At 76.0% G+C, this 17,441-nt stretch carries 17 protein-coding genes and 1 pseudogene; 4 read left to right on the top strand and 14 right to left on the bottom strand.

What is annotated here, in order from left to right:
- Positions 1–261: 261 nt before the first annotated feature.
- The 9 genes and pseudogenes from BMZ50_RS25145 to BMZ50_RS10685 form a co-directional block, all read right to left on the bottom strand.
- Positions 262–1,704, bottom strand: a pseudogene (locus BMZ50_RS25145) (ComEC/Rec2 family competence protein); the annotation flags it as partial.
- A 668-nt stretch (positions 1,705–2,372) separates the two neighbouring features.
- Entirely contained in the window at positions 2,373–3,212 is an 840-nt protein-coding gene (locus BMZ50_RS10720) for a ComEA family DNA-binding protein (RefSeq protein ID WP_091324047.1), read from the bottom strand.
- Positions 3,213–3,352: 140 nt separating this feature from the next.
- Entirely contained in the window at positions 3,353–4,282 is a 930-nt protein-coding gene (locus BMZ50_RS10715) for a DegV family protein (protein ID WP_091324045.1), read from the bottom strand.
- A 70-nt stretch (positions 4,283–4,352) separates the two neighbouring features.
- On the bottom strand, positions 4,353–5,093 hold the full coding sequence (locus BMZ50_RS10710) for a histidine phosphatase family protein (RefSeq protein WP_245753545.1): 741 nt from the start codon (positions 5,091–5,093) through the stop codon (positions 4,353–4,355).
- Positions 5,090–5,671: a ribosome silencing factor gene (rsfS, locus tag BMZ50_RS10705; protein WP_091324041.1), complete on the bottom strand. Its 582-nt coding sequence runs from the start codon at positions 5,669–5,671 to the stop codon at positions 5,090–5,092. Before rsfS ends, BMZ50_RS10710 begins: the two co-directional genes overlap by 4 nt.
- The gene (nadD, locus tag BMZ50_RS10700; RefSeq protein ID WP_245753543.1) at positions 5,668–6,411 is read right to left on the bottom strand and encodes a nicotinate-nucleotide adenylyltransferase; all 744 of its coding nucleotides are present in this window, start codon (positions 6,409–6,411) and stop codon (positions 5,668–5,670) included. Before nadD ends, rsfS begins: the two co-directional genes overlap by 4 nt.
- 305 nt (positions 6,412–6,716) lie before the next feature.
- Positions 6,717–8,141, bottom strand: coding sequence for a vWA domain-containing protein (locus tag BMZ50_RS10695; RefSeq protein WP_091324039.1), 1,425 nt, complete (start codon positions 8,139–8,141; stop codon positions 6,717–6,719).
- Complete coding sequence (locus BMZ50_RS10690) at positions 8,141–9,028, bottom strand: AAA family ATPase (protein WP_091324038.1); 888 nt, start codon at positions 9,026–9,028, stop codon at positions 8,141–8,143. The genes BMZ50_RS10695 and BMZ50_RS10690 overlap by 1 nt, the downstream gene beginning before the upstream one ends.
- Before the next feature lie 48 nt (positions 9,029–9,076).
- Positions 9,077–10,333, bottom strand: a complete 1,257-nt coding sequence (locus BMZ50_RS10685; protein WP_177212747.1) for a glutamate-5-semialdehyde dehydrogenase — start codon at positions 10,331–10,333, stop codon at positions 9,077–9,079.
- A 96-nt stretch (positions 10,334–10,429) separates the two neighbouring features.
- On the opposite strand from BMZ50_RS10685, the gene BMZ50_RS10680 reads away from it, so the two are divergent.
- Genes BMZ50_RS10680 through BMZ50_RS10665 form a run of 4 tightly spaced genes read left to right on the top strand, consistent with a single transcriptional unit; the run spans position 10,430 to position 13,554 of the window.
- Complete coding sequence (locus BMZ50_RS10680; RefSeq protein ID WP_245753542.1) at positions 10,430–11,335, top strand: metal ABC transporter substrate-binding protein; 906 nt, start codon at positions 10,430–10,432, stop codon at positions 11,333–11,335.
- Positions 11,332–12,123: a metal ABC transporter ATP-binding protein gene (locus BMZ50_RS10675; RefSeq protein ID WP_091324036.1), complete on the top strand. Its 792-nt coding sequence runs from the start codon at positions 11,332–11,334 to the stop codon at positions 12,121–12,123. Before BMZ50_RS10680 ends, BMZ50_RS10675 begins: the two co-directional genes overlap by 4 nt.
- A 1-nt stretch (position 12,124) precedes the next feature.
- Entirely contained in the window at positions 12,125–13,147 is a 1,023-nt protein-coding gene (locus BMZ50_RS10670; RefSeq protein WP_091324034.1) for a metal ABC transporter permease, read from the top strand.
- Positions 13,144–13,554: a Fur family transcriptional regulator gene (locus BMZ50_RS10665; protein ID WP_091324033.1), complete on the top strand. Its 411-nt coding sequence runs from the start codon at positions 13,144–13,146 to the stop codon at positions 13,552–13,554. Before BMZ50_RS10670 ends, BMZ50_RS10665 begins: the two co-directional genes overlap by 4 nt.
- Before the next feature lie 123 nt (positions 13,555–13,677).
- Here the strand turns inward: BMZ50_RS10665 and def are convergent, their stop codons facing one another.
- The 5 genes from def to rplU form a co-directional block, all read right to left on the bottom strand.
- Positions 13,678–14,160 (bottom strand): peptide deformylase, encoded by a 483-nt coding sequence (gene def / locus BMZ50_RS10660; RefSeq protein WP_091324031.1) that lies wholly within the window; start codon positions 14,158–14,160, stop codon positions 13,678–13,680.
- A 13-nt stretch (positions 14,161–14,173) separates the two neighbouring features.
- A complete protein-coding gene (gene proB, locus BMZ50_RS10655) occupies positions 14,174–15,295 on the bottom strand; it encodes a glutamate 5-kinase (RefSeq protein ID WP_091324029.1) in 1,122 nt (373 codons plus the stop codon).
- On the bottom strand, positions 15,292–16,767 hold the full coding sequence (gene obgE / locus BMZ50_RS10650) for a GTPase ObgE (protein WP_091324028.1): 1,476 nt from the start codon (positions 16,765–16,767) through the stop codon (positions 15,292–15,294). Before obgE ends, proB begins: the two co-directional genes overlap by 4 nt.
- Before the next feature lie 83 nt (positions 16,768–16,850).
- On the bottom strand, positions 16,851–17,108 hold the full coding sequence (gene rpmA, locus BMZ50_RS10645; RefSeq protein WP_091324027.1) for a 50S ribosomal protein L27: 258 nt from the start codon (positions 17,106–17,108) through the stop codon (positions 16,851–16,853).
- Between the two features lie 7 nt (positions 17,109–17,115).
- A complete protein-coding gene (gene rplU / locus BMZ50_RS10640) occupies positions 17,116–17,427 on the bottom strand; it encodes a 50S ribosomal protein L21 (protein ID WP_218146199.1) in 312 nt (103 codons plus the stop codon).
- Positions 17,428–17,441 lie beyond the last annotated feature (14 nt).

The raw sequence follows: 17,441 nt of genomic DNA, 5'->3' as shown, positions 1-17,441 counted from the left end.
CGGTGCCGGCGGTGGTGTCCCGTCGGGTGCGGACGTCGCCGCCTGCGCACCCGCGTCGCGGCCGCGGGTGGCGACGCCCCAGTTCCCGGCGGAGCCGGCCACCGCGAGGTCCCCCTCCGCGTCCGTGCGGTGCACCCGCATGCCCTCCCGGGCCAGCCAGGACAGCACGCGGGCGGTGGGGTGGCCGTAGGGGTTGTCCGCACCGACCGAGAGCAGCGCGACCCGTGCCCCGGTGGCCGCGAGGAACCCGCGGTCGGCGTCCGCGCTGCCGTGGTGCGGAACCTTGAGGACGTCGGCCCGCAGGTCCGCGCCCCGCGTCACGAGGCGCGCCTGCGCCTGACCGCCGAGGTCGCCGGGGAGCAGCACCCGCACACCCTGCGCGGTCATCCGCACCACCAGGGAGAGGTCGTTGGGCTCCACCGCGGCGGTGGCGATCTCGGCCGGCGGCGCCAGCACCTCGACCCGGGCGCCGCCGACCGTGCGGTCGTCCCCCGGGACGAGGACGGCCCGGGTTCCGCCGGCCCGGCGAGTGGCCTCGGCCAGCCGCTCGGCCCGGTCATCGTCCGGCGCCAACGTGCCCGTGGCGACCACGCCCACCGTCCGTCCGGAGAACGCCCCCGCCAGTCCGCCGGCGTGGTCGGCGTCCAGATGGCTGAGCAGCACCAGGGGCAGGGTGTCGATGCCCAGCCGGTCCAGGCACCGGTCGACCGGTCCGACCTCCGGGCCGGCGTCGACGAGCACGCCCTGCCCCGGCCCGGTCGGCACCACGAGGGCGTCCCCCTGCCCGACGTCGCAGGCCACGACGACCGTGCGGTCGGGCGGCCAGCCGCGGGTGAGCTGCCGGACCGGCCAGCCCACGACGACCAGGCCGACGAGAGCGGCGAGAGCCAGCGGTCGCAGACGCGCGAACCGCCAGAGCAGCCACGCCAGGACGAGCACGAGCACGGTGAGCAGCAGCGCGCCGCGCGTACCGGCCGGCCAGCCCGTCGCGCCGTCCGGCAGTGCCGCGGCGCGCTCGGCCACGAGGACCAGCCAGCGCACCGGCCAGCCGGCCAGCCACACCAGCGCGTCGGCCAGCGGCGGCACGGCCACCGCCACCAGGGCGGCCAGCAGCCCGAGGATCGTCGCCGGTGGCACGGCCGGCGCGGCCAGCAGGTTGGCCGGCAGCGAGGCGAGGCTGACCAGCCCGGACAGCCCCGCGATCAGCGGGGCGGTGGCGACGCCGGCCGCCGCGGCGACCGCGACGGCGTCGGCCAGGGCGGGAGCCCAGCCGCGGCCGCGCAGCCGCCGCGACCAGCCGGGTGCGAGCAGGACGATGGCGGCCGTCGCCGCGACGGAGAGGGCGAAGCCGGCGTCCCGGGCGAGGCCGGGGTCGATCAGCACGAGCACCACGACGGACGCGGCCAGGGCCGGCAGCGCCGCGCGCGAGCGGCCGGTGGCCAGCGCCAGCAGGGTCACCGCGCCCATCGCGGCGGCCCGCACGACGCTCGCGGTGGGGCGGGCCAGCAGCACGAACCCGACGAGGGCGGCCGCCGCAACCAGGGCCTGCACACGCCGGTCGGTGGCCCGCCGGCGCAGCGGCGCGAGCACCCCGGTCAGGACGATCGCGACGTTGGCGCCCGAGACGGCGGTGAGGTGCGCCAGCCCGGCGCGCCGGAAGTCCTCGACCAGCACGGGGTCCATGGCGCGGGTGTCCCCGACCACCAGCCCCGGCAGCAGGCCGCCGGCCCGTGCATCCAGCACGCGGGCGGCCGCCGCGGAGAGCCCGTCACGCAGGTCGCCCGCGACCCGCTGCACCCAGGGCGGGCTGCCGAGCGGCGTCGGCGGCGCGCGGGCCGACAACCGCGCCACCAGCCCGTCCGCGGCCGGGGCCGGCGCCGCGGCCACCCGCACCCGGACGGGCTGCCCCGGGAGCAGCCCGAGCCACTCCTCGGCCGGGGCGAAGAGGATCACCGCGTCGTCCAGGCGGGTGCGCGTGCCGCCGTCCTCGACGGCCGTGGCGGTCGCGTCGACGACCACCCGGGGCGGGCCGGCGCCACCGATCCGCTGTGGGTCACCGTCCAGCTCGAGCTCGACGAGGACGGTGCGCCGGTCCTCCGCCAGCGCGTGCAGCGGGGAGGCCTCCCGGGCGCCGGCGCGGACGGCGGCGGTGGCGGCGGTGACCGCGAGCGCAGCGAGGACGCCGAGGCAGACGACGGCCGCGGTCGAGCGGCGCCACCGGACGAGGGCAGCGGCGGCACCGGCGGCGGCCAGGGCGATCCCGCCGAGCAGCGCCGGGCGCAGCGCCGGCGCGGCGAGGGTGCCGGCCCACACGGTGGCCGCGGCCGGGACCAGCCGCAGGTCCACCCACGACCATCGCTCGGGCGCGGCGCTCACACGGTCACCAGGTCGACGAGCTCGGCGAAGGTGGCCGGGCCGATGCCGGGGACGTCGTCGAGCTGTTCGACCGAGCCGAAGCGGCCGTGCTGCTCGCGGTGGTCGACGATCCGCTGGGCCAGCACGGGGCCGATCCCGGGCAGTGCGTCGAGGTCGCCGACGGTGGCCGCGTTGAGGTCGACCGGCGCCGCACCGGCCGCAACCGCGCCCGGGGTGGAGGCACCCGCTGTGGCGGCCCCGGGCACGCCCACCGCGACCTGCTGACCGTCGGCCAGGACCGCGGCGAGGTTCACCGCGGCCGGATCGGCGTCGGGAAGCAGCCCACCGACGGCGGTGATCGCGTCGGCGACCCGGGACCCCTGGGGCAGGGTCACCAGGCCGGGCCGGGTCACCAGGCCCACCACCGAGACCACGACGGTCGGCGAGGTCTCCGCGGCCACCCCCACGGGGGGCGTGGCCGGTGCGGGCTCGGGCGCCTCGGACGGCGACGTGCCGACCGGTTCCGCGGGGGCCGGCTCCACCCGGGGGCGGTCCCACCAGGTCCACGCGGCGAGCAGCAGTGCGGCGAGCAACCCGGCCGCCCAGAGCGACCAGGCCCCGCGCCGTCCGGGATCCAGGCGGACGGCGGCGCCCGGGGCTCGGTGCCGGCCGATGCCGCGGGGTAGGGCGTCCGCGGGGTCTGCGCCGTCGCGCCCCTCCAGCCCGGGGGTGTCCAGGTCGCCCGGCGTCTCGTCCTCGGGTACCCACCCGGGCGCGTGGCCGTTCTCGTCGAGCAGGGCGCGCAGGCGGGCCCGGATCAGGTCCGCGTCGTCACCGCGGCGGGAGGAGAGGCGCACCGACCGGACGCTAGGCAGCCATCCAGCGGCCGGCCGCTGGTCGAGGAGGGTTGTGGACAGGCGGCCGGCCTGTGGATGCGGCCGAACGCATCGTCACGGTTCCGGGGCAGTGTGCTCCCGTGCCCGTCGCCCCGGTTCCGTCACCCCGCCGATGGCTGCTGCGTGCCCTCGCTGCCGGACCGCGCGTCGGTGCCGGGCTCCGGTTCGCCGGCCGGCTTCCCTCCCGGGGTCGGGGCCACGACGACGCCCACCGCCCCCGGTCCCACGTGGGCGCCGATGGCCGCGCCGAGCTCGCTGACGTACAGCTCGCACAGGCCGGGCAACCGCTCGCGCAGCTCGGTGGCCAGCCGCTCGGCCCGCTCGGGGGCGGCCAGGTGGTGGACGGCCACCGACACCGGCCCTCCGTCGGCGGCCTCGATCCCTCGCTGCACCAGCCTGGTCAGCGCACGGGCCGAGGTCCGCACCTTCTCCAGCGGGACCACCCGGCCCTCGGCCATGTGCAGCACCGGCTTGACCGCGAGGGCGGTGCCGAGCACCGAGGCGGCCGAGCCGATCCGGCCTCCCCGCCGGAGGTGCTCGAGGGTGTCCACGACGAACAGCGTGCGGGTGGCGGCGGCGGTCTTCCTCGCCGCGGCCGCCACGGTCGCGGCATCGGCACCGGCCGCAGCCGCGCGGGCGGCGGCGAGGACGGCGAAGCCGTTGCCCATGGCAGCCGACCGGGAGTCGATGACGGTCACGACGTGCTCGCCCACCTGCGCGGCGGCCAGCCGGGCGGCGTCCACCGTGCCGGAGAGCTCGGCGGACAGGTGCACCGACACGATGCGGTCGGCGCCGTCGGCGAGCCGCCGCCGGAAGGCGCTGACGAAGTCCCCGGGTGTCGGCCGCGAGGTGGAGACGCGCTGACCACGGACGCCGAGCGCGCGGGCCACGTCGACCGGCCCGATCTCCTGCCCCTCGCGCCCCGAGTGGCCGGCCAGGACGACGTACAGGGGGACCACCTCGACCGCGTACCGCTCCACGAGCTGAGGAGGCAGGTAGGCCGTGGAGTCGGTGACCACGGCGACGGACACCCGGCGAGGCTAGCCGGAGTCCGATCGCTTCCGGACGCGGTGCGGTGCCGCGGGCCCCGGAGGGGTGAGTTCAGAGAACGGCGTCGGCGTCCTCGCTGCCGGGCGGGACGCCTTCCTCCGGGCTCCCGCCCGCTTCCAGCGGCCGTACCGCCGCGGGGCCCTCGGCCCCCGGGCAGACCGGCTGGTGCGGGGCCACGTTGTGCCGGAGCAGGCGCCAGCGGCCGCTCTGCAGGGCCAGCTCGCTCCAGGCGGAGTTGGCCAGCGGCCCGAACACCCGGCGGTGCTCGGGCCCCAGCCCGAGGAGCCGCTCCATCAGCCGGGCGGCCGTGCCGCCGTGGGTCACCACGACGGCCACCGGGGTGTCGGGCAGGTCGCCGAGGGCCGCCAGCGCCCGTGCCGGCACGGTGGCGGGGTCCTCCCCGCCCCGGCCCCGGATCGGTCGGCCGGCGATCCAGTCGGTGTACTGCTCCGGGTAGCGCTCGGCCACCTCCGCACGGGTCAGCCCCTCCCAGGAGCCCATCCCGACCTCGCGCAGCCGGGGATCCTCCCGCAGCGGCACGCCCAGCAGGTCGGTCAGCTCCGTGGCGGTCTGCACCGCACGGCACAGGTCGCTGGAGACCACGACCGGGTCCTCGGCCGGCCCTACCGCGGCCGCCAGATGCCGGGCGCTGCGCGCCGCCTGACGGCGGCCCTCCTCGTCCAGCGGGGGGTCCAGCTGCCCCTGGAAGCGGCCGGTGGCGTTCCACTCGGTCCGCCCGTGCCGCCAGATCAGCAGGCGGGACATGGGCAGCGGCGGAACTGCCCCGGTCACCGGCCGGTCGTTCCCGGAGCGGATCCGTCGTCCTGGGCGTCGGCCGGGGGCACCGCGTCGCCGCGGGCCCCGTTCCCGACCCCGTCGTCCTCGACCGGTTCGGGAGGCAGCGGGGTCGGATCGGCGCTCGACGGGTCGACGTCGTCGGCCGACAGGGTCGTCCGGCTCCCGGGGGGCGCGCCCTCCGCGGCCTCCCCGCCGGTCCCCGCCCCGGGCCCGCTCCGGTCCACGAACGGGATCGTCGGGCAGTCCTTCCACAGCCGCTCGAGGGCGTAGTAGGCGCGCTCCTCGGCGTGCTGGACGTGGACGACGACGTCGATGAAGTCGAGCAGCACCCACCGCGCCTCGGCGACCCCCTCGCGGCGCACCGGCTTCACCCCGTGCCGCCGCAGCCGCTCCTCGACCTCGTCGACGATCGCCTGCACCTGACGCTCGTTGGGTGCCGCGGCGAGCACGAAGGCATCAGTGATCGCGAGCCGGTCGCTGACGTCGACGATCGAGACATTCGTCGCCAGCTTGTCCGCGGCGGCCTGGGCCGCCAGCAGTGCGGTCTCCCGCGCCTCGGGCGAGGCGGTCATCGGGGTACCTCCTGGAGATGATCGGGTGGTGGGTCGGTGGGAGCGGGGCCGCCGGGCGCGCCGGGGGGCAGCCGGTCATGGGTGGCCCCGTCCGCCGCGGGCGGGTGAGCGCCGTCGCCGGCACCCTCCCGCACCGTCGGTCGGGTGCCGCCGCGGGAGCGGTAGAGGCCCCGCTTCTCGATGTACTGCACGACGCCGTCGGGCACGAGGTACCAGACGGGCATGCCCCGGCTGACCCGCTCCCGGCAGTCGCTGGAGCTGATCGCCAGCGCCGGCACCTCGACCAGGCTGACCGCCCCCTCCGGGAGGTGGGCGGCCCCGAGGTCGAAGCCGGGCCGGGTCACGCCGATGAAGTGGGCCAGCTCGAGGAAGCGCTCGCTGTCCCGCCAGCTGAGGATCTGGGACAGCGCGTCGGCGCCGGTGATGAAGAACAGCTCGTCGTCCGGACGCTGCCGCCGCAGATCGGTGAGCGTGTCGATGGTGTACGTGGGGCCACCCCGGGCGATGTCGACCCGGCTCACCGTGAACCGGGGGTTGGAGGCCGTGGCGATGACGGTCATGAGGTAGCGGTCCTCCGCCGGGCTGACCTCGCGGTGGCCCTTCTGCCACGGCTGACCCGTGGGCACGAAGACGACCTCGTCCAGCCCGAACAGCACGGCGACCTCGCTCGCCGCCACGAGGTGACCGTGGTGGATGGGATCGAACGTCCCACCCATGATCCCGACCCGCCGACCCGCCACCGATCGAGCCTATCCGGGCCGTCCGGGGCCGGCCCGCGAGGACCGGCCCCGGACGAGGGCACGGGGTGCTCCCGGTCCGCCGGACCACCGGACCCGATGGGTCGAGGCGACCGGCTCCCCCGTGCTGCCGGTCACGGCCGGCCCGGCGCACCCGGCACCGCAGCGCCGGAACGAGCCCCGGCACCCGCACGGATCAACGGGCGCGCCGGCGCCCGGTTACGGCGACATGTCGACCTGTCGCCACGACAGCGGTGCACCGCAGCCGCCCGGCCGGCGGACCCGCCGCCCGCGGCGGGCGAACGGGCTCACAGGGTCGTGACGAAGTCCCCCAGCTGAGCGGCGGTGCGGCACTCGACCATGTCGATGACCTCGCCGTACCGGTCGGCCGCCGAGTCGCCACTCCCCCACAACCGGCGCGGCTCCGGGTTCAGCCAGTGCGCCGACCGCGCCCGGCGCACGAGATCGGCCAGCACGGGCAGCCCCGGCTGGCGGTAGTTGGTGCGCCCGTCACCCAGGACGAGCAGCGACGTCTTCGGCCCGACCACGGCCGGCCAGCGGTCGGCGAACACCTCGAGAGCGTTGCCGTAGTCGCTGTGCCCGTCGAACCCGACGACGTCGGCCTCCCGGCCGATCCGGGCCACGGCGTCGGCGACGTCAGCGCCCGGGTGGAAGAACCGGGTGACCTCGTCGGTCGAGTCGACGAAGGCGAAGGCCCGCACGCCGGAGAAGTGCTCCCGCAGCGCCTGGGTGAGCATCAGCGTGAAGTGGCTGAAGCCGGCGACCGAGCCGCTGACGTCGCAGAGCACGACCAGCTCCGGCTTGTGCACCTTCCGCGGCCGGTGGTGGGTCACCACCGGCACCCCGCCGGTGCCCAGCGAGGAGCGGACGGTCTTGCGGAAGTCCAGCCGGCCCTCCCGGCCCAGCCGGCGGCGGGCAGACAGGCGCACGGCCAGCCGCCGGGCCAGCGGGGCCACCGTGCGCCGCAGCTCGGCGAGGTCGGCCTGCTGCGCCCGCAGGAAGTCGATCTGGTCGGCCAGGGGGCGCACCGCGCCCTTGGCGACCCTGTCCCGCCCCCGCTCGGCCGCCGACCGCCGCCGGACCTCGGCCTCCACGGCCGCCCGGAACGCCGCCAGCCGCTCGCGCACCAGCTGCCGGGCCACCTGCTCGGTCAACCCGCCGCGCTCTGCGCCGCCGAGCAGGCCGGCCAGCAGCTGGGCGACCAGGGTGTCCGGCGACAGCGCGCGCATCACCCGGTAGCTGAAGAACGACTGCCCGGACGGCGACGGCGTCGCCCGCCCCAGCCGCTCGACCGCCTGCCGCGCGAACCGGCGCAGCGCCTCCTCGTCGCCCTCGAGCAGCAGCCGGGCCAGCTGCTCGCGCATCAGCGCGGCCAGGTCGGCGCCGTCGGGCACGTCGAGGGTGGACTCGCCCGGCTCCCCGTCGGCGTCCCCGTCCCCGGGATCGCCGTCGGAAGGCACCGGCCGGTCGCCCAGCGGCCACCACAGGTCGAACAGCACGTCGTAGGTCGGCCGCTGCGCCGCGCGCTGCAGCAGCACCGCGGCCAGCCCGTGCCGCAGCTGCTCCCGGTCGAGCAGGTCGACCACGGTGAGGATCTCGGCCGCGTCGACGGCCTGGCTGATCCCGACCGGGATGCCGGCCTCCCGCACGGCCCGGACGAACCCGTCCAGGTGCCCGGCCAGCCCGCCCGCGGCGGGAACCGGCGCGGTCATCAGTTCAGCCGAAGCTCGGCCGCGGCCCGCACCTGGTCGCTGGCGTGCTTGAGCACCACACCCAGCGTCGAGGAGACCGCGGACTCATCGAGGGTGTCCAGGCCCAGTTCGAGCAGCGTCTGCGCCCAGTCGAGGGTCTCGGAGATCGACGGGGACTTCTTCAGCTCCAGCGCCCGCAGCGCGCGCACCGTCCGCACCAGCTGCTCGGCCAGCCCCGGCGCGAGGTCGGGCACCCGCGAGAGCACGATCTCCCGCTCCCGCTCGGCCGTGGGGTAGTCCAGCGCCAGGTACAGGCAGCGCCGCTTGAGCGCCTCGGACAGCTCCCGGGTGGCGTTGGACGTCAGCACGACCATCGGCCGCCGGGTCGCGGTCACCGTGCCCAGCTCGGGGATGGTCACCTGGAAGTCGCTGAGCACCTCCAGCAGCAGGCCCTCGACCTCGACGTCGGCCTTGTCGGTCTCGTCGATGAGCAGCACGGTCGGCTCGGTGCGCCGGATGGCGGTCAGCAGCGGCCGGGAGAGCAGGAACTCCTCACCGAAGATGTCGTCGTGGACGGTGTCCCAGTCCGCGCCGTCGGTGCCCTGCGACGCCTGGATGCGCAGCAGCTGCTTCTTGTAGTTCCACTCGTACAGCGCCCGCGCCTCGTCCAGGCCCTCGTAGCACTGCAGCCGGATCAGCTCCGACCCGGTCGCGGCCGCCAGCGCCTTGGCCAGCTCCGTCTTGCCGGTGCCGGCCGGCCCCTCCACCAGCAGCGGCTTGCCCAGCCGGTCGGCGAGGAACACGGTCGTGGCGATCTGCGCGTCGGGCAGGTATCCCGCGGTGGACAGCCGCTTGCCGACGTCCGCGACCGAGGAGAACTGCGAGGACTGCGACGGCGGGCGGGGCATGCGACTCCTCGCTGGGGCGGGGGGTGGGCGGGTGCTCAGGACGGCGGGTCAGCGGCGGGTGTGCCCGCTCCCGGTGACGACATAGGTGGTGGAGGTCAGCTCGGGCAGGCCCAGCGGACCGCGGGCGTGCAGCTTCTGCGTCGAGATGCCGATCTCGGCGCCGAAACCGAACTCCCCACCGTCGGTGAACCGGGTGGAGGCGTTGACCAGCACCGCCGCGGCGTCCACCCCGGCGGTGAAGGCGGCGATGGCGCGCGCGGAGTCGGCGACGATCGCCTCGCTGTGCCCGCTCCCCCACCGCTGGATGTGGTCCAGGGCGGCGGGCAGGTCGTCGACCACGCGCACGGCCATGTCCATCGACAGGTACTCGGTCGCCCAGTCCTCATCGGTCGCCGGGACGACGGCGTCGTGGGCGGCCTGCGCCCGCTCGTCGCCGTGCAGCGTCACCCCGGCGTCCACCAGCGCGGACAGCAGCCGCGGCAGGAACGGCACGTCGCGGTGCACCAGCAGCGTCTCGGCGGAGTTGCAGACGCTCACCCGGTGGGTCTTGGCGTTGAGGACGATGGCCTCGGCCGTCTCCGGGTCGGCGGAGGCGTCGATGTAGACGTGGCAGTTGCCCTCGCCGGTCTCGATGACCGGCACGCGGGCCTCGCGCACCACCCGCTGGATGAGCGAGGCCCCGCCGCGCGGGATGACCACGTCGACGAGCCCGCGGGCATTGAGCAGCTCGCCGACGGAGGCCCGGTCGGCCGGCAGCAGCTCGATCGACCCCGCGGGCAGCCCCGCCTTCGCCGCCGCCTCGGTGAGGACGGCGACCAGCGCGGTGTTGGTGCCGAACGCCGACGCCGAGCCGCGCAGCAGGGCCGCGTTGCCGCTCTTCAGGCAGAGGCCGGCGGCGTCGACGGTCACGTTGGGCCGGGCCTCGTAGATGATGCCGACCACCCCGAGGGGGACCCGCACCTGCCGCAGCTGCAGCCCGTTGGGCAGCGTCGAGCCGCGGACCACGTCGCCGACCGGGTCGGGCAGCGCGACCAGCTGGCGCAGCGCGTCGGCCACCCCGGCCACGCGCCCGGGGTCCAGCCGCAGCCGGTCGAGGATCGCCGCCGGCGTCCCGTCGGCCGCGGCCGCCTCGACGTCGGCGGCGTTGGCGGCCAGCACCTCGTCGGCGCGCTCGACGAGGGCATCGGCCATGGCGGCCAGCGCGGCGTCCTTGGTGTCGGTGGGCAGGGTGCGCAGCACCCGGGCGGCGGCGCGGGCACGCTGCGCCGCGGCGCCGATCAGAGGCAGGCCGGAGACGTCGGACACGCCCGCGAGACTACGCGTGCGGGGGCCCGGGCCCTCGTCGCTCCGGCACCGCCCAGTCATGCGAGAATGATTCTCATGAACACAAGGAGGACGGGCGTGGTCGTCACCGTCGCGGCCCTGCTGCTCGCCGGGTGCGGGGCCTCGGCCGGTGAGAACGGAAGCGGGGACGGGCGCACCGTGGTCGCCGGCTTCTACCCGTTGCAGTGGGTCGCCGAGCGGGTCGGCGGGGACCGCGTCGACGTCTCCTCCCTCACCCCGCCCGGGGCCGAGGCGCACGACCTGGAGCTCACCCCGCGGGACCTGGCCGCCGTCGGCGAGGCCGATCTGCTCGTCTACCTCGACGGCTTCCAGCCCGCCCTGGACGAGGCCGCGGACTCGGAAGCGGGCGACTCGGCGTGGGACGCCGGGCAGGCCGCGGACCTCTCGCGGGCGACGGAGGGGCACGCGCACGAGGGCGAGGAGGGGCACGAGGGCGAGGAGCCGGTGGACCCGCACTTCTGGCTGGACCCGCTGCGCCTGGCCGCGGTGGGCGACGCCCTGGCCGAACGGCTCGCCGAACTCGATCCCGACGGTGCCGCCGCCTACGAGGAGAACGCCGTCGCGCTGCGCGCCGACCTGGAGGGTCTCGACGCGGAGCTGCAGACCGGCCTGGCCGACTGCGCCGTCGGCACCCTCGTCACCAGCCACGACTCCTTCGGGTACCTGGCCGACCGGTACGGCCTCGAGGTCGTCGGCATCAGCGGGCTCAGCCCGTCGCAGGAGCCGAGCCCGGCGCAGCTGGCCGAGATCTCCGAGCTGGTCCGCGAGCGCGGCGTCACGACCGTGTACACCGAGACCCTGGTCGACCCGGCCGTCGCCGATACCGTCGCCGACGAGGCCGGCGTGCGGACCGCCGTCCTGGACCCGCTCGAGGGGCTGACCGACGAGTCGGGCGGGGACGACTACCTCGCGGTGATGCGCGCCAACCTGGCGACCCTGCAGGAGGGGCAGTCCTGCCCATGAGCGACCGACCGGCCCTCCGGCTCCGGGGCGCCAGCATCGGCTACGGCGACGTGGCGATCGTCCGCGGGGTCGACCTCACCGTGCACCGGGGCGAGACCGTCGCCGTCCTCGGCTCCAACGGCTCGGGCAAGACGACGCTGGCCCGCGGGCTGCTCGGGCTGGCCACGGTGCTCGACGGCGAGGTCGAGGTGCTCGGCGCCCCGGTGGGCCGGCTGCGTGAGCGCGGCCGGATCGGCTACGTCCCGCAGCGGCACACGGTGAGCGGCGCGGTGCCGGCCACCGTCCGCGAGGTGGTGGGTGTCGGCCGGCTGGCCCGCCTGGGCCTGTTCCGGCGGCTGCGCCCGGCCGACCGCACGGCGGTCGCCGACGCCGTGGCCGCCGTCGGGCTCGGCGACCGGATGAACGACCCGGTGGCCTCGCTGTCCGGCGGCCAGCAGCGCCGGGTGCTCGTCGCCCGCGCCCTGGCCGCCGAGCCGGAGCTGCTGATCATGGACGAGCCCACCGCCGGGGTCGACGCCGCCAACCAGGACGCGCTCGCCGCCGTGCTCGCGGGCGTGACCGCCAGCGGGACGACACTGGTGGTCGTGACCCACGAGACCGCCCCGCTGGCCGGCGTCCTGTCCCGGGCGGTGGTGGTCGACCACGGCCGGATCGGCTACGACGGGCCGCTGGCCGGCAGCGAGCTACCGGTGGGCGGCGGGCACCACCACCCCGGCGAGCCGGGGCGGCCGCCGGCGCCCGGCTACCGGCTGGACCAGCCGCGGGTGACCCCCGAGGGGGGCCGCTGACGTGGAGGTGCTCGAGTTCGGCTTCATGCAGCGGGCACTGCTGGCCTCGCTCATGGTCGGCCTGGTCGCCCCGGCGGTCGGCGTGTTCCTGGTGCAGCGGCGGCTCTCCCTGCTCGGCGACGGCCTCGGCCACGTGGCGCTCACCGGCGTGGCGGTCGGCGTCCTCACCTCCACCGCGCCGGTCGGCGCGGCGCTGGTGGCCGCCGTGCTCGGCGCCGTGCTGATCGAGCTGGTGCGGGCCCGCGGCCGGACCAGCGGGGACGTCGCGCTCGCCGTCCTCTTCTACGGGGGCATCGCCGGCGGCGTGGTGCTGCTCAGCCTCGCGCCCCGCGGCCGCGCGACCAACCTCGAGGCCTACCTGTTCGGCGCCATCACCACCACGAGCGCCGCGGACCTCGCCGTCTTCGCCGTCATCACCGTCCTGGTGCTCGGGGTGGTCTGGCTGCTGGGGCAGCGGCTGTACGCGGTGAGCGACGACGAGGAGTACGCCCGCGCGGTCGGCCTGCCGGTGCTCGCGCTCAACGTGGTGCTCGCCGCGCTGGTCGCCTCGACCGTGGTGTTGTCCATGCGCGTGGTCGGCCTGCTGCTGATCAGCGCCCTGATGATCGTGCCCAGCGCGATCGCCCAGCAGGTGGGCCGCAGCTTCCGGCAGACGCTCTACCTGGCCTGCGCGATCGGGCTGGTGGTCAGCGTGGCCGGCACGACCACGTCCTACTACGCGGGCACCCCGTCGGGCGGGACGATCGTGCTCCTGGCGATCGCGCTGTTCCTCCTGGTCACCGCCGGGGTCGCGCTCCGTGAGGCGACCGCGCGGCGCCGCCACCGGCGCCGCGCCGAGGTGCACGCCGCCCATCCGCACGAGCACGGCGAGGGGTGCGGGCACCCGGCGGTGCCGCACGGCGACCACGTCGACTACGACCACGACGGGCACCTGCACGCACCACACCGGACCGGCGCGGGGGTGCACTACGACGAGCACGGGGAGCACGTCGCTCCCCCGGCCCGCCAGGGCAGCCGGCCATGACGCGCCCGGAGCCGACCGAGGCGCCGCGCCGGCAGACCCGCCAGCGCAGCGCCGTTCTGGCGCTGCTGGAGCAGCTCGACGGCTTCCGCACCGCCCAGGACCTGCACGCGCTGCTGCGCGAGCGGGGCGAGGCGGTGGGGCTGGCAACGGTCTACCGGGCCCTGCAGGCACTGGTGGACGACGGGCTGGTCGACGTCCTCCGCGGCGACGGGGAGGCCGCCTACCGGCGCTGCTCGCCGGTGCACCACCACCACCTGGTGTGCCGGTCCTGCGGCCGCACCGTGGAGGTCGCCGATCCGCCGGTCGAGCGCTGGGCCGCCCGGGTCGCCGCCGAGCACGGGTTCGCCGACGTGCAGCACCAGCTGGAGGTCTTCGGGACCTGTGCGGCCTGCACCACCGCCCGCTGACTCAGCGGTAGGGTCCCCTGCCGTCGCGGACGGCCTCGGCCAGCTCGGCCGAGTGATCGGGGTGCAGGGGCTCCAGGAGGACCAGGTCGCCGGTGAGCGTGACCGGCTCCAGAGCCGCCACGGTCAGCGGTCGCGCAGCGCGCGCAGGGCCGCCTTGCGGGCCTCGCCGGTCAGCCGGTCGAGGAAGAGCTTGCCGTCGAGGTGGTCGACCTCGTGCTGGAGCGCGCGCGCCATGAGCCCGGTGCCCTCCAGGCGCAGCGGCTCGCCGTGGACGTCGAAGCCCTCCACCACCGCGTGCATCGCGCGGACGGTGGGCGCCCAGATGCCGGGCACCGACAGGCACCCCTCGTCGCCGTCCTGGGTCTCCGCCGACAGCTCGACGATGCGCGGGTTGACCACGTGGCCGATCCGGCCGTCGATGTTGTAGGAGAACACCCGGGCGCCGACGCCGATCTGCGGCGCGGCCAGACCGGCGCGGCCGGGGTGCTCGACGGTCTCCTCGAGGTCCCGGACCAGGGCCGCCAGCTCCCGGTCGAAGGCGCGCACCTCGTCGGTGGGCGTGCGGAGGACGGGATCACCGATCTCACGGATGGGACGGACGGTCACGCAGAGCAGTCTCTCAGCCGACGATCCGGCGGCCGACCAGCACCATCTCGTCGCGGTGCACGACCTCCCGGCGGTACTCCGGGTCCAGCTCGCCGGTCTTGCGGCCGAACAGGGCCGGCAGCTCCCGCGCGTCGTAGGCGACCAGGCCGCGCGCGACCACCGTGCCGTCGGGGCCGACCAGCTCCACCGGGTCGTCGGCGAGGAACTCACCGGTGGCCCCGGTGATGCCGGCGGCCAGCAGCGAGGCGTTGCGCTCCCGCACCGCCCGGACCGCGCCCTCGTCCAGGTGCAGCCGTCCCCGCGGCCGGCTGGCGTAGCGCAGCCAGAACTGCCGGGCCCCGGGCCGGCGCCCGGCGACCGCGAACAGCGTGCCGACCCGCTCCCCGGCCAGCGCGGCGGCCGCCTGTGCGGTGGAGGTGACGACGACCGGCACGCCGGCGTGCGCGGCGATCATGGCCGCCTCCACCTTGGTCGCCATCCCGCCGGTGCCCACGCCGTTGCGCCGGGCCGAGCCGAGGGTGACCGCCGCGAGGTCCGCCGCGCTCCGGACGGTGTCGATCAGCTGCGCCGGCCCCGAACGCGGGTCGCCGTCGTAGACGCCGTCCACGTCGGAGAGCAGCAGCAACGCCTCGGCCTGGGCGACGTGCGCGACCAGCGCCGCGAGCCGGTCGTTGTCGCCGAAGCGGATCTCCTCGGTGGCCACCGTGTCGTTCTCGTTGACGATCGGCAGCACCCCGAGGGCGAGCAGCCGCTCCACGGTGCGGTGGGCGTTGCGGTAGTGGCTGCGCCGGGTGAGGTCGTCGGCGGTGAGCAGCACCTGCCCGACGGTGACCTGGTGACGGGCGAAGGCGTCGGCGTAGGTCTGCACCAGGCGCAGCTGACCCACGCTGGCGGCGGCCTGGGCGGTGGCGAGGTCCCGCGGGCGGCCCTGCATGCCCAGCGGGGCCAGGCCGGCGGCGATCGCGCCGGAGGAGACCAGGACGACCTCCCGGCCACCGGCCCGCACGCCCCCGAGGACGTCGACGAGGGCGGACAACCGCGCCTCGTCCAGCCCACCGGGGAGCGTGGTCAGCGACGAGGAGCCCACCTTGACGACGACCCGCCTCGCCCCGGCGATCTCCGGTCGGGCGCTCATGTCTCGTCGCCCGGCAGGTCCTCGTCGGTCCAGGTCTCGGTGAGCTCGTAGGGCACCCGCCGGGCCCGCTTGGCCGCCAGCCGCTCCTCGGCGCGCACCCGGTGCGGGGCGTCGATGCGCGAGTCGGTGCCACGGCCGCCGAGGCCGGCGCTCTCCTCGGCGGTGAGCGTGCCGGCCGGCAGGGTCGGCACGAAGTCGAAGGTGACCGCGCCGATGGTGACCGCGTCGCCCTCGCGGGCGCCGGCCTCGGCCAGTGCGTCCTCGACGCCGAGCCGGTTGAGCCGGTCGGCGAGGAAGCCGACCGCCTCGTCGTTGGTGAAGTCGGTCTGCCGCACCCAGCGCTCGGGCTTGACCCCCCGGACGACGAACGCCTCCTCGTCCTCCGGGTCGCGCTCCACGGTGAAGCCGGTGTCGTCGACCGCGCGCGGGGTGAGGGTGATCCGCACCGGCTCGGGCTCGGGCAGCGCGGCACGGTGCTCCTCGACGGCCGTGGCCAGGGCGAAGCCGAGCTCTCGCAGCCCCTCCCCCGTCGCCGCGCTGACCGTGAAGACCTCCAGGCCGCGCGCCTCCAGGGACTCCCGGACGAGGTCGACCAGCTCCCGCGCGTCCGGGACGTCGACCTTGTTGAGGACGGCGAACCGCAGCCGCTCCACCAGGTCCTCGCGGTACTCGGCGAGCTCGTGCTCGAGGGCGTCGATGTCGCTCTCCGGATCGCGGCCGGGCTCCATCGTCGCCATGTCGACCACGTGCACCAGGACGGCGCAGCGCTCGATGTGCCGGAGGAACTCCAGGCCCAACCCCTTGCCCTGGGAGGCACCGGGGATGAGGCCGGGGACGTCGGCCATCGTGAAGGCGACGTCGCCGGCGCGGACCACGCCGAGGTTGGGCACCAGCGTGGTGAACGGGTAGTCGGCGATCTTCGGCCGGGCCGCCGACATCGCGGCGATCAGCGACGACTTCCCGGCCGAGGGGAAGCCCACGAGCCCGACGTCGGCGATGCTCTTGAGCTCGATGACCGCGTCGAAGGCCTCACCCGGCTCGCCGAGCAGCGCGAACCCGGGGGCCTTGCGGCGGCTGTTGGCCAGCGCGGCGTTGCCCAGGCCGCCCTTGCCGCCGGAGGCCAGGACGACACGGGTGCCGGCGCCGAGGAGATCGGCGATGACCCGGCCGTCGGGGGTGCTCACCACGGTGCCCGCCGGGACCCGCAGGACGCGGTCCTCGCCGCGGGCGCCGTGCCGGTTGCTGCCCTCGCCCGGGCGGCCGTTACCGGCCTTCTGGTGCGGATGGTGGTGGAAGTCCAGCAGCGTGTGCACGCTGGGGTCGACCTCGAGGACGACGTCGCCCCCGTTGCCCCCGTTGCCCCCGTCCGGGCCACCCAGGGGCTTGAACTTCTCCCGGTGGACCGACGCGACCCCGTGACCGCCGTTGCCGGCAGCCACGTGTACGACCACACGATCGACGAAAGCGGCCATGTCCGCCGCCCCTTACTTTGCTCTCAAGCGCCACGAGCGCACGGGCCGACGGCCCGTGCGCTCGTGAGCGGAGTGGTTGGTGCTCAGGCCTCGACCGCGGAGATGGAGACGGTCCGGCGACCCCGCCGCGAGCCGAAGGTGACTGCACCCGGCTCCAGCGCGAACAGCGTGTCGTCGCTGCCGCGGCCGACGCCGAGGCCCGGGTGGAAGTGGGTCCCGCGCTGGCGCACGATGATCTCGCCGGCCTTCACGACCTGGCCCCCGAAGCGCTTGACGCCGAGGCGCTGCGCGTTCGAGTCCCGGCCGTTGCGGGAGGACGAGGCGCCCTTCTTGTGTGCCATGTCGTCGTCAGCCCTTCGTGATGTCGCGGATGACCACGTCGGTCAGCGGCTGACGGTGGCCCTGACGCTTGTGGTAGCCGGTCTTGTTCTTGAACTTGTGGATGCGGATCTTCGGGCCCTTGCCGTGGCCGACGATCTCGCCGGTCACGGTCACGCCGGCCAGCGCCTGGGCATCGCTGGTGACGGTGTCGCCGTCGACCAGGAGCAGGGCCGGGAGGGTGACGGAGTCGCCCGCCTCACCCACGAGACGGTTGACCGTGAACCGGTCGCCCACGGCCACCTTGTGCTGCCGGCCACCGGCCTTCACGACTGCGTACACCACTGACTCCTCGA

It is taken from the genome of Geodermatophilus ruber (genome assembly GCF_900114385.1).
Taxonomy (GTDB): domain Bacteria; phylum Actinomycetota; class Actinomycetes; order Mycobacteriales; family Geodermatophilaceae; genus Geodermatophilus; species Geodermatophilus ruber.
This window is presented reverse-complemented; position numbering and strand designations above follow the sequence as displayed.